We start from the raw sequence: 12,785 nt of genomic DNA, 5'->3' as shown, positions 1-12,785 counted from the left end.
AGGAGTCATGATGCCAGTAGGAACCTATCGTTACCTGCCGCTTGAACGCGTGCATTTCGGCCGTCCCGCCGCGCAAGTGCTGGCCGAGGAGGCCAGCCAGCGAGGCGCCACGCGCGTGTTCGTGGTCAGCAGCCGCACCCTGAACCGCACCACCAGCGCGGTGAGCGGCGCCATCGCCGGCGTGCGCGACAAGCTGGTCGGCCTGTTCGATGCTTGCGTCGAACACGTACCGCGCGACGCCGTGATAGCCTTGGCCGGTGCAATGCGCGAGGTGCGCCCTGACCTGGTCGTCACCATCGGCGGCGGCACCGCCATCGATACCGTGAAGGTCGCGCTGGCTTGCTTGGCACAGGACGTGCGCACGGCCGTCGCCATGGATGCCATTCGCGTGCGGATCGATGCCGCCGGGCAGCCGCAGGTGCCACAGATAACTGCGCCGCCGTGCCGGCAGATCGCGGTGCCGACCACGCTGTCGGCGGCGGAATTCAGCGACCTGGCCGGCTGCACCGATCCGGCCAGCGGCAGCAAGCATCACGTCACCGCAAATGGCATCGGGCCAGTCAGCGTGATCCTGGACCCGGCGATCACCGTGCATACGCCGTCGCAACTCTGGCTGTCCACCGGCATCCGTGCGATCGACCATGCGGTGGAATCGGTCTGCTCGGTCGATGCGCAGCCGATGACGGACGCCACCTGCCTGCACGGACTGACGCTACTGGCCGCTGCCTTGCGCCGGCACCGGGACGATCCCACAAACCATGCGGCGCGCCTGGATTGCCAGCTTGGCGTCTGGCTATGCGCCAGCGGCGTCAACCGCGTGCGCTACGGCGCCAGCCATGGCATCGGGCACGTGCTGGGCGGCGCGCTCGGCGTCCCGCACGGCATTACTTCCTGCTTGCTGCTGCCGGCGGTGATGCGCTACAACCTCGGCGTGACGGCGCCGGCGCAGCGGGCCGTGGCACGCGCGCTGGGACATGACGGTGCCGATGCGGCGGGACTGGTGTCGGCACTGATCCATGACCTCGGCCTGCCCACGCGGCTGCGGGAACTCGACATCGGGCAAGCGCAGTTCGGGACCCTGGCGGAACTTGCGCTGGAAAACCAATGGGTGCGCGCCAACCCGCGCCGCATCGACCGCGCACAGCAGGTGGTCGATATCCTGCAGTCGGCGTGGTGAGGCGGCACCGCCCCCCGCGCTACGCACCCGGCTCGTCGGTCCCAGAATTTGCGCGTCCATTGGCGCCGTCAATGCCTCCAGTAGCCTTACTGTTGCGCCGGCCAGATTCTCGTCAAGCTGGGTGCGCGCGACATGCGCGAGTCTTTCACCCTTTCGCCGGCCGTTCGCTTTGGCACGTAGGCCTCGTCTGAACGGCCATATCCACAATCACCTTGCCTCTCACGTGGCCGCCCATGCTGCGGTCACGCAGCCTGGCCAGCCGCCGAAAGAGAAAGGACCGAATCGATGTGGGGGTGCGCATATCGCCGGACGCATGGTGTGCTGCCAACCTCTGATTACCGCCGTCACAGGTACTTGAGCCAAGCGATGTCGCGGCGGCGCGCCTTCAAGCCGGCAAAGGCCTTCACGGCCGGGTACAACGCGAACGCGAGCGCGATGGCGCAGGCCCATACCATCCAGACCGTGTCAAAGCCAAAGTACTTGCCATGGTTCAATCCCCACCGGACCTCGGCATCGAGGTACAGGAACCTGATCACGTAGTGATGCAGCACGTAAAAGAACATCGGCGCCGCGCCAAAAACGGCCAGCGGGGCGAGCCAGCGCGCATGCGGCCAGCGTTCGAAAGCGCCCAGCACGAGCAGCCCCACGCCCATCGTGAGCGCGACGAAAAGCAGCGATGGCGGGTACTTGATGACGTTGACAAAGCTCATGACAGTGGCGAGCGCCGTATCGCCCGCCACCCATGGCTTGTCGCCATAGAAGTTGAGGGCACGTAGCAGCAAGAAACCTGCGAGCAGCGCCAGCCCCCAGCTAAGCGGCCGCCGCTGGTGCGTCGCATCGGCCCCGGCCACGAACCATGGCCCCGCCGCGTAGCCCAGCGCGATCACCCGATCCAGGGAAGCAGCAGATACGAGGTGCGCAGACGCAGCGCATCGGCCACCTCGATCCAGCCCCGGTCGTGCAGGATGGCCCAGGGCACGTGCAGCGCATGGCCCGCGGGGAAGTGCAGCTATCAAGCAGGTTGTGCCCCGCCACGAGCATAAGGCCCAGCACAATCAGCGCCCGGCGGGGCATGACATTGGGTCTCCAACGCAAAATCACAATGCTAACGATTCTCGCCTATCAATAGTGAGGTATTGCATTTCTGCAGCACTGTCGCGGTGGGGATGTAGCTGTACCGCTGCGAGCGGCTTTCGTGCGGCGTGTCCGCGAAAATGGATGGCGCCACGCTGCTGATTTGGTCATCGGACAAGGGATATTCCGAACGCAGCATTGGGAATTTTGAAGCGAAGCGGGATGCGGATCGATCTCTGTCAGCGGCCAAGATAGGATACCGATATCCAGGCAGGCAGATTTGCTCGGATCTTCCAAACGTGCCCATGGTCGTCGATGAGCCCGCTACTGACGACGACGGTCGCCGAAGTTCGTTGGGGCACGACAACGCGCGTGCCTGGCTTGTCGAGATGGACAGAGTAGCAGCCTGGCTCCTGCCATAGCCCAACCGGGTTCAAGCGTGACCGCGGTCGTCGGTAGTGGCACACGCGACCATTGAGGATATTCGCAGGTTGATGCGGGACAGAAGCCCATATCGGCACGGCAAGCGGTGTTCCGCGAAGGCGCCGCTTGAGCGGTTCGTTATGGATGACGATTACTTCCGCTTTTAGGCCGCAGCGAGAGAAGGACGTACAGAAGCGTGGCCAACGGCCCTTGAACGTGCCGGCGTGAATACGCGAACTATGCGACCCAGGTCATTGCGCGACCTGGGCCTTGATTCGGCCAAACACAAACTGTCCCAGGTACCAGGACAGATCAGGCGTTGTCAGAATGATTTCCTCGGTGATGGACGGCGCCTCCAGCTTCATCCGCCGCAGCACGAGCTTGCCTTCCCTCGACGCAAGCCAGGCCCGAACATGCTCGCGGCGAGCTTTGGCATCAGATGCCGTGAAATGCTCGCGCCCTTGGCGAGATTCATCATTCATGCGCGCGCGCGTTTCGTCCTCTCGCGAAGCAACGCTACGCTCCACAGATGTCTTTACGGCTGCCTTGAGGGCTTCCTGCTCCGTTTCCTCTGTCAGTAGCTTGGTCTGAACCTGAACCATGGTCCGTTCAGCTTCGGACATGCGCCAGTTATCGCGCAACGCCTTCATCAGATAGCCGGACGGACTCTTCTTCACCTGGCCCCGATTAAGCTTGAACCGCGTGTACTCGATGGCTTGCAGAATACGGTCATCATTCCATGTTTCCCGGTTCTCAGAGATCTCGGTGAACTGGCGTGTCGACAGGTTGAACTCGTCTTTCAGGATCTTGTAGATTTGGCTCGCGTCAGACAGGCTCGCCATCACTGCGTCCGCCGTGTCCTTGCGCTGCAGCTGGAAGCGGATCCGGTCCACCTTCTTCGACGAGGTAGATTCCGTCCTGGTTTCGTAGGACAGTTCGATGTCCGAGATCTCATTAATTTCGCGGACTGCCGGCTCGAGCCAGTCGCGCTTGAAGTATTTGAAGATGCTGGCGTTTGCGCCCATCTTGCCGGGCCAGGTCCGCATCTCGTCAAGCTTGATCCAGTCTGTGCGCCCTGCCGGCACGCTGGGTAATACCTTGTCGTAGATGGCGCGCGCCAGGCTACGAGTAAACGCGGTCGAGATACGCAGGCTCAGCCAGTGCGACTTGCGCGGGTCCCGAATATGTGGGATGAGGCTGTGGTGCACATCGAAACGGATACGCCCACGGTGCATCGCCACCATGCCGATCAACTGAACTTGTACCCAGATGTCATCCTCCGCCGGCTCACGGTCCGAGGGCGTGTTGGTAACGCGGATTTTCGCGTTCTGGGCTTCGTCGGCGATCGTGCGCAGATGCTTTAGGTTGCGGCTGTCGTACCGCATGAGCCATTTAAAGTAATTCAGCTCAACGTCATACTGATCGGGGACTTCCGGCTCTTGGGCGACGATGAAGTAGGCGGCATCGAGGAACCGCCGCGCCGCCAGTCCCATGTTCACGATTTCCGTGAAGAAGTTATTGCGCTGATAGCCGATTTCGCGGTTCGCCTCGTTGACGGACATGCCGAGGTCGAACATGTCTTCGAACAATGCGAGCGCCATTTGCCGAGGCGTGGTCCTCGCTCTGATCTCCACCGGGTTCTCGGCCGCCATACTTTTGGTTCCCCTCTTTTAGGCTGGGGTGACTCTAGCACGTGATGGTGAGGTTCTCAACACAATGAACCTCACCATAGAGACCCGGTAGGAGGGTTCTGACCTTGCGCCTTTTGTGCCCGCACAACGAACCTCACCCTACGCACAATGGACCTCACCGTTGCGCAAGGCGAACAGCGGCTGCCGTGGCGTCCAGCCGATGCCCGGCGGGGATATCCACAGGGCCCGCACAACGTACCTCACCTTTGTTGGCTCGGCACAAGAACTCTCACCTTGAGGAACAATGGGCCTCACCTTGGTCGCACAACAAACCGCACGGTTGCGGCACAACACACCTCACCTTTGGCACATTGCACCTCACTTTGCCGACATTAAGTGTCTGATCTGCAATGGATTTGGCTTCTTCCGTTTGTTTGTCGGTGGGTTTACTTCAAAAAAAACCGAACAAACCGGCACAAAGCACACTCACTCGCTCGCGCACGATGCTGACGCTCGGCGAACACAGCAAACACAGCAGGCGTCCCGGTTCGCCCACCCGTCCATACTGCGGATTGGGCAGACCACTTGCCCAATGCTTCGGCAACGCGGCCGCTGCTGGCGATTTCATGGGTGTAGCCCATCCCATGGTGAGGTTTTTTGTGCTGCACCAAAGGTGAGGTTGGTTGTGCAAGTCGCTTCTGAAGGTTTCCGCGCAAGGTGAGGTTCATTGTGCGGTGCGAAAGACTGCCCGCACACACCGCGCACAATGAACCTCACCTTTACCGTTTCCGCGCTAAATCAGCGCCTGAGCCATCGGGTACCAGGCGGATGTTGGCGGACTCCGACGCCCCGAAACTCCCCAGAGTCGCGTGGAAGGTGAGGTCAATTGTGCAGAATCCGAGAAGTAGGCTTTCAGCATCCAGGTAATCCGCGACCCTGGCGCTGGCTTGGGTCCGGCATGGTGAGGTCATTTGTGCTCGGTTTCCGGGCCGGCATGCGCAGAGACTGCCCATGGGAAACCTGCCGCATCTGGTTGTGCAGGGCTAGGCGCCCTTGATTTGGCTAAATTTTGAGCAAAACGAACGCTTTTTTAGAAAAGTTGGCTTCAAAAACAACAGTTTATGAGGCATTACTCAAGCGTTTCCTGTATTCTGAGCTTTCCAGAATTTTGTGGAAAAACCTCAGAATGGTGAAAACGAGCCAACTTCCTGCAGTCGACCGAACTGTCCCGCTTGAGCAGATATCCCAGTTCGCGGAAAAGGTCACCATTTTTACGGATGAACTTCGCGAAACGATTCTAGCGCCGCGCCCCAGAAAGACGGCGCCGGTATTCAAGACCGGGGAGATCGCCGAGATGTGCAACATCTCGCATTCCCAGGTGCAATACCTTGCCACCAAGGGCGATGGCGAATTGCCGCCCGGCACGGCGGCGGGGACCGGACGTACCCGGACCTTCACCTTGGAGGAGGCTCGCACGTGGGTGCAGAAAGTCTCGGATATTTATCAGACACCGCTAGTCACCGGTACGCGCGAGCCCGAGGGGAAAATCATCATCACGGCGCAGCTAAAGGGCGGGTCGGCCAAGACTACGACAACGATGTGCCTCGCCCAGGGACTGACGCTGCGCGGCAGGAAAGTGCTGGTGGTGGACCTGGATCCACAGGCGTCGCTGTCCGAGCTATGTGGGCTGTACGCCGAGAAAGACGTCTCGCCGGAAGATTCCGTCTTGCCGTATATCTACGATCAGCAGATCGAGGGCGGCTTGCTGGGCCAGGTGCAATCGACCTACTGGGACGGCCTGGATCTGATTCCCGCGCACACGGAATTGATCGGCGCGGAGTTCCATTTGCCTGCCATGCAGAAGGTCAAGCCGGGCTTCCGCTTCTGGACCGTCCTCAGGGAGGGCCTGGAGCCGTTACGGAAGCACTATGACTACATCCTCATGGACACGTCGCCGTCGCTTTCCTATATGAACCTGAATGCCCTGTTGGCGGCGGACGCGATGGTTATGCCGATGGTCCCGGAGAACCTGGACTTCATCAGCTCCCTGTCGTTCTGGCGTCTGTTCTCGGATGTCTCCAAGAGCTTCATCAAATACGAAGCGGACAAGAAGTACGACTTTGTGTCGTTGCTGCTGTCGCGGGTCGATTATGGGCGTACGTCCTCCGCACCAATTGTTCGGGCGTGGGCGCAAAGCGCCTATGAAAGCTGGCTGCATTCAATCGAGGTGCCCGCCAGTTCTGTGATGAGCACGGGGGCCTTGGCGTTCTCAACCGTATTCGACGTGAGTAGTACCCATAGCGCAGCAAAATCGCTGCAGCGGGTGCGCCAGCCGATTGTGGACTATTGCCGATGGTTGGATGAAATCTACGCAGAAAAATGGAGGAGCGCGCAATGAGCAATATGCGAGAACAGCTGTTGGCGAAGACGGCTGGTATCCGGAAGACATCGGCAATTCAGCAGGACGAGATCAAGCGTAACGACCGTACGCAGACGGCACCTGGCCTGGCTGGGGCCCTGGCCGTGGCACAGCTGCGTGTGAAGGAGCTCGAGGCCGCAGGGGTTACATCGCAACTGGCTGTCGCTGACATCATGCCGAACCCTTGGCAGCCTCGGCGCGTCTTCAACGATTCCAAACTCTCGGACCTTGCTGAATCCATCCGTGAGGTGGGGTTGATGCAACCCATCGTGGTGCGCCGCGCCGAAGCGGGCTATCAGATCGTGGCAGGTGAGCGCAGGTGGCGCGCCCACAAGATGCTGGGTGCCGATACCATCAAAGCGGTGGTCGCCGATCCGTCTGACGCCGATATGGCGGTGCTGGCCCTCGTAGAGAACGTCAGCCGTGATGATCTCTCCGACTATGAAATTGCGCTTTCCATTCGTCAGACCGAGAAGGAGTTCCCATCCCGTTCACGACTGGCCGAGGCCCTTGGGCTGTCCAGGAGTGGTCTCTACCGATTCCTGAGCTTCGCGCAACTCCCCGACTATGTGATCCGGGATCTGGACCTTCAGCCTACCCTGCTCGGCGGGACGGCCGCCGAAGCGATCGTGATGACCATCCGCAAGTATGGCGAGGCGGGCGATGCAGCGGCGAAGGAAATCTGGCCGCTGGTGGCGGCTGGCAAGATGGACCAGGGTAAAGTGGCTGGGGCAATCAAAGCGCTGGCAACCCGTCGGGTTGAAGCCCCCAATTCCGCGAGCGAGCGAAGCATCGACAAGTTCTTTGCCGGCAAGGAGCACGCCGGCTCGATTACCAAGGATGCCAATGGCTTCACGGTTAAGATCAAGTTCGGTGCACTGAGCGAGGCGCTGGAGACCCAGATCCGCCAGCTGATCAGCGAGACGTTCCACCACCAGCCGAAGTAATCTGAGGCGACTCGACAAAAGGCCCGCCACATGGCGGGCTTTTTGTTTGGCCGCTAACGGCGAGCCCGCTAGCATCTGGTGCCGCCGTATCAGGCAGGCTTCGTTTCCCCAGCAGTGATTAGGCCCTTGGGGATTGGGCTGCTGTCCCGGGTTGGGACACTGACCACATGCCCCTGGGAAACTTGCAGATCAGTCGGGCGCTTTGCAGTACGGACGTTTCAGAAGGTGCGAGGGAGCTGGGTGCGAGCGCTCCGGGCATCTGTCCCGAGTTGGGACAGTCGGCGCTTCCGAAGCGCCGCCTCGGCGAGACCCTGCGCAGGCGAGCGGTGGCACCATGGGTGGTGGCCTTGACCACCGCACAGTGGCCGGAACGCCAGAGCGCGAGACTGTCCCGAGTTGGGACACCTGCCCACAGTATGGCTGTGGCATTCGATCGCTCGTCGCGGCAACGACGGACGCACGCCTGCATCCGAATGGCCCACTGCCGGACGCTGATGGAGCTCGGGCCAGCGGCATGCTGAAACGCCGCCAATCGCGCAAGCGGTGAGACGCAAGCGGTCCAGCCCAACCGGGCAACCTGTCGCCAGGCGGACCGAGTGTGCTGCGAGCGAAAGTGGGGAAACTGTCCCGACTTGGGACACTGCCATCGTATCAGCCGCGCTGCCGCAAGCTATATTGCGGAGCGCCTCGGTGTCCTTTAATAGCGCGAAGCGCCGGCGACGAACGCCGAGACTCGTGCAATGCGGCGGCTAACCCATGTCGTGCCCCAGCCCCGCGTCACCCGGCGCGAAATACACCGATCGAAGGTTGTCGGTTCACCAACGTGGCATTGAAGGGACTGTCCCAACTCGGGACATCAGGTTCGAGTCTCGGCGAGCCAATCCACGTTGCGGTCCCTCCAGCCGTCGCAGGGTGGCGGTTGAACTGAAACGCGCGGGCATGCCTGCACCGGTCCGAATGGACTCCGCTCCCTGAGAAACGCGCCGGTAGGAGACCATGTCTGTGCTGCTGAATCGTGCGACGGCCTGTCGGCCGATCAGCTGCTATCACTGGGACTACAACCACCAATACTTCGGGCGAGCCTTGCCCTAAACGAGGCCAACGACCGGGCGCGTTGAAGGCCAGCGTCGCGCCTGCACCGTCGCGAGCGGCGGCCTGCCGCGTGCCGCAACCAGCCTGTCCCGACTTGGGACACTTGTTGGGGAAGAGAATTCGACGGTGGTTGTTCCATCCTGTACCCGCGGAGCGATTCCGAAGGTTGGGCAGTCCCCGTTTGCGGCAGCCGAGGCCATAGGAACCAGACGGCCTTGTGCCGAGAAGGGGCTGACGTGCGATGTCTCGCGATCCGGCAATCGATGCCACCTTCTGCGCAACGAGTGACAGGTCACAATGCACGCCGCGGCGCGCGGAAGCACCTGCCCCAACTTGGGATCTGGGTCGGCTTAGCTGCCTGTCCCACGGTCGAGGCGAACAGCCGAGACTGTCCCGACTTGGGACACTGGCACAAGGCCTTCCCGATATGCGGTGTGCCGACGCTGTCCCGGACTGCGCCGTCCCAAGTCGGGACGCTTTCGGCGCGGAATCTCTGCCAGGGGGTCGCCTCCGGGGGATGTGCCGGCGTTGTTAGATTAGCGAGGCGGCGCTGTCCCGAGTTGGGACAGCTGCGCCCCGGCTCGGCTAACCAGCGCGGTGCACCTGCCGCAAATTCCCTCACTCTGATCCACGTGTGACGCGCCGCAAGGTGACACGCCTAGGCGCGCGGGAGCAGCTGCCCCAACATGGGACCTGGGTCGGCTTAGCCACGTCCAACTCCCTGTCCAAAGCGCGGGCCCTCGCTGTCCCACGAGCGAGCTTCGCACCATCCACCGCCGCGCCGGCAGACCGATGTCCTGGTGCAGCCGGGACTGTCCCGACTTGGGACACCGACACAAGGGCTTCCCGATACGCGGTGCGCCGCCGCTGTCTCGGGCTGCGCTGTCCCAAGTCGGGACACTTCGGCGCGGAATCTCTGCCAGCGGGTCGCCTCCAGGGCCTAACCTTCGCTTGTGGCAATGACGTGCCCACGTTGTTTGGCTTGGGAGGCGGCGGCTGTCCCAAGTCGGGACAGCCGCGCTCCGGCTCGGCTAACCAGCGCGGTGCGCATGCCGCTAAATTCCTGCCGATGCTCCGTAGCAGGTCTGACCTCGTGCCTGACGTAGCGCGGGTCAACTCCACGCTAGCCTGAAACAGCGCTGCATTCCGGGACGCCGCAGCCAGCAACGAACGCACGCAAGACATTGGTGGACACGGCAGAAGCCTCAGCGCTAATCGGAAGGCTTTGGCCGGGGGCGCCCTAACCGGAGAAGAGCTTCGACACCGCGGCGAGACCGCGCGCCCGTTCGGCGCGGACATACAGAGAGGTCGTTTGCAATGAGGCGTGCCCCAATAGCCGTTGGAGGACGTCCGCAGGCATCTCGTTTGCCACCGCATGGGTGGCAAAGGTATGCCGCAGCGCATGAGGCGCCGCATGGCGCAGCAGGTCACGCTCTGCCGCGGCCAGGGGAAGCGTGGCGTCGTCGGCGATACGCAGCAGCGTCGTCGTCAGCAGTTGATAGAGCCCATCCGGTGAGAATCCCTTGCCATTCAGCACGGGCGCGCCGTCCTCCAGGCTAAGGTGCTTTGCCTGGGCCGTACGCGTCAAAGGCACCACCACTGGCGAGAGCAGCGCTAACGGTTGATCTGGATTCTCGAAATCGTGGCCGCGGTCGGCCCAGTGCTTGCGCAAGGCGTCGATGACTCGGGCGGGAAGGAACACGGTGCGCGACTTGTTGCGCTTACCGAGCAGGGCCAGTTCCCACAGGCCAGCGGGGATGCCGGCCTGTTCCGGTACCGGCTGGAGATGGCATCGCAGCGCGCGGGCCGCCTCCTCGCGGCGCGCGCCACTGCACCCCAACAGCAACACGGCCGCGCGCGCCAGACGGTATTGGGCACCTGGTGCATCGGCGTCTTTCGCGGCCAGCGGCGCTGCCTGTGGCGGCGAGGACCATTTCGCGCAGAGCCGGTCGAGGATACCTTCGGGCCGTATGAGTGCCTCCCACAGTTGGCTGGGCAAGGCCTTCTCGACTGCGATCGGCACTTGCCGGTGCGCCGTCAACGGGTCCTGAACCAGCAGCCAGGGGTTGCCGCCCAAGTAGCGCACGCCCACCAGCCAGGCAAAGAAGCCTCGCAGCACCAGCACCGCATAGCGCTGGGATTCCGGCTTGAGGGCGCCGGCAAACGGGCGCCAGCGGGCCGAGGTGCGTGGCGCCTTGGGGCCCATCCAGGATGGATCTGGCTGCGCCAGGAAATCCTTGTAGTGCTCGCAATCGTCGGCGCCGACACTGGACAACGCGGTGCGGCGCACGCTCACGCACCAGAGCAGGAAGCGCTCCAACTCCTTCTGGTAGGCGCGCGCGGTTTTGTCCCGGTCACGGAACCGGTACAGGTAGGCCTGGATCGCCTCCAAATCATGACGCGCGGCAATCAGGCAGAAGCCCGGCGCCCGGTTACGGCCCTGGCTGCCGTCGAGCGTCGGCACGATCCGCTGTATCCGCTCCAGTGGCACCAGGTTGCGCGCGAGATCGGCGCCCAGGTCGACCGATCCCGACTGGGGCGTGTCGTCGACGATGACGAGCGGGCCCAGCGTGGCTGCATGGGCCTGCAGCCAGCGCTCGATCGCACGGGCTTTGCCGGCACCCAGCCGCGGCACGGGCAAATACCAGCGCCTGCCCCGCAGTGCGATATAGGCATGTAGCTGGGCGACAGTCAGGATGTTCTCGTGCCGCAATGCCTGGAATACGATGGGACGCAGCCATGCCGACACCGGATCATCAGGCTTCGGCTGGGAGAAATCCTGGTCGGCGGCACGCACCAAATAGTCAATGGCGGTCTTAGGCCAGCGATTGAAACGGCGGGCGTCTGCCAGGCTCGCCGAAAGATACGGATTGCTAAGGCAGACTCGCTCGACCAGATGGTCGCGCATGGCGTCGAGTCTGGCTTCCAGCTGCGCCGAGGTCTCGATGCCGACGGCGAGCAAAGCGTCTTCGTCATAGACGCGCACCAGGATGTCCGCGGTCGGGATGCGATTGAGCCGAAAGCGTAGGGCCGTGAAGTCGGCCCGGGTGTAACGCGGGGTATCGGCAGCGACGTGGTTGTGTTGAGCCATAACAAAGGTTTGAGCTTTTGGGTGGTCGCTTCTTACCTGATAACATTTGTCCATGCATGCCAGGCCAGCGGGAGGTGAGGGCTACGTGGCCCGGCAAGACTGGAAGTCGGCGCATTTTCCCGCTAGACTTCTTGTGTCCGGCGCTGAAATTCCTCTTTCTACGCGGCTGGACGTTCCTTCCTGTCCGCTCTAGCGCCGTTCCCGGCACCCCTCCCAGCAGTCCAAAACACCAAGTGAAGTGTGCGAAACCCCATATAGTATGGAAAAAATTAAACCTGATAATAACAGTTATCAGGTAAGCTCACCGAGCTCAGATAGCGGCCGGAAAATGTAATCGCCACGCCGTCAGGCAGCCAACGACCAAGCCAGCGGGGAAAGAGTCACATGATGTCCTGAGTTGACGACGTGGCCTTCGCCATCTTTTCAATGAACCACCCGCGCACGCGCGCGCCTGATCTCGACACGGATGGTGTGCGCGCTGCTACTGAGGCACCCGCAGGCCAGAAAGGAAGTCATCGTGCCGCAGGACCTCGCGGGGGAGTGTTTTGTCTCCCGGCCGTGTGTGCTGGGTTCGCGCCGGATCGACGCCATCTTTGTCTGTTACGGCATCGAATGCAAGGTTCAGGTGGAGACGCAAATGTCGTGGAGCATCTGCGCGTTCGTGGAGGAGGGGCTATGGGTAGCACTGATCGACCCGATCACTGCGATTGAGTACAAAAGCGGGGTGTCTGCTTCCGCACGCTCGACCCGGTGCTGACGACCGTCCCTCGGTGCTATTCTCGGCGCAGCGTTCACCGTCCATAGTGCCCAAGACGTTTTTCGCGCATACGCGCGACTACGCCCTGGCCAAGCACGGTCGCGGTTTTGTGGTGAGCTAGACCCGCAGCCTGGCGGGCAAAGGCGACGGCGCGATGGACGGCGCGCCCTCGAT

The 12,785-nt window shown here is 62.2% G+C and carries 6 protein-coding genes and 2 pseudogenes; 4 read left to right on the top strand and 4 right to left on the bottom strand.

Features of this window, described 5'->3' with window-relative positions; genetic code table 11:
• The first annotated feature begins 7 nt into the window (after positions 1 to 7).
• Positions 8 to 1,177: an iron-containing alcohol dehydrogenase gene (locus J8I82_RS20580; RefSeq protein ID WP_245179946.1), complete on the top strand. Its 1,170-nt coding sequence runs from the start codon at positions 8 to 10 to the stop codon at positions 1,175 to 1,177.
• Positions 1,178 to 1,521: 344 nt separating this feature from the next.
• Here J8I82_RS20580 and J8I82_RS20575 read toward each other — a convergent pair.
• From J8I82_RS20575 to J8I82_RS20570, 3 genes and pseudogenes are all read right to left on the bottom strand, one after another.
• Positions 1,522 to 2,290, bottom strand: a pseudogene (locus J8I82_RS20575) (acetyltransferase domain-containing protein); the annotation flags it as partial.
• A gap of 34 nt (positions 2,291 to 2,324) precedes the next feature.
• Positions 2,325 to 2,450 (bottom strand): annotated as a pseudogene (locus J8I82_RS39635) (DUF932 domain-containing protein); the annotation flags it as partial.
• A 475-nt stretch (positions 2,451 to 2,925) separates the two neighbouring features.
• The gene (locus J8I82_RS20570) at positions 2,926 to 4,326 is read right to left on the bottom strand and encodes a replication initiation protein (protein WP_209760621.1); all 1,401 of its coding nucleotides are present in this window, start codon (positions 4,324 to 4,326) and stop codon (positions 2,926 to 2,928) included.
• Between the two features lie 1,165 nt (positions 4,327 to 5,491).
• Between J8I82_RS20570 and J8I82_RS20565 the strand changes: the two genes are divergently transcribed.
• Together J8I82_RS20565 and J8I82_RS20560 are read left to right on the top strand one after the other, a co-directional pair.
• Positions 5,492 to 6,703 (top strand): ParA family protein, encoded by a 1,212-nt coding sequence (locus J8I82_RS20565; RefSeq protein WP_029049096.1) that lies wholly within the window; start codon positions 5,492 to 5,494, stop codon positions 6,701 to 6,703.
• Entirely contained in the window at positions 6,700 to 7,671 is a 972-nt protein-coding gene (locus tag J8I82_RS20560) for a ParB/RepB/Spo0J family partition protein (protein WP_209760619.1), read from the top strand. The genes J8I82_RS20565 and J8I82_RS20560 overlap by 4 nt, the downstream gene beginning before the upstream one ends.
• A 2,332-nt stretch (positions 7,672 to 10,003) precedes the next feature.
• Here J8I82_RS20560 and J8I82_RS20555 read toward each other — a convergent pair.
• A complete protein-coding gene (locus J8I82_RS20555) occupies positions 10,004 to 11,854 on the bottom strand; it encodes a site-specific integrase (RefSeq protein WP_209760617.1) in 1,851 nt (616 codons plus the stop codon).
• Positions 11,855 to 12,320: 466 nt separating this feature from the next.
• Here J8I82_RS20555 and J8I82_RS38395 point away from each other — a divergent pair, with 466 nt between their 5' ends.
• A complete protein-coding gene (locus tag J8I82_RS38395; protein WP_245179945.1) occupies positions 12,321 to 12,611 on the top strand; it encodes a LysR substrate-binding domain-containing protein in 291 nt (96 codons plus the stop codon).
• The last annotated feature ends 174 nt before the right edge of the window (positions 12,612 to 12,785 follow it).

The organism is Cupriavidus consociatus (assembly GCF_017814975.1).
Taxonomy (GTDB): Bacteria; Pseudomonadota; Gammaproteobacteria; order Burkholderiales; family Burkholderiaceae; genus Cupriavidus; species Cupriavidus consociatus.
Note: the sequence above shows the minus strand (reverse complement) of the source record. Positions and strands in the feature narration are given on the sequence as shown.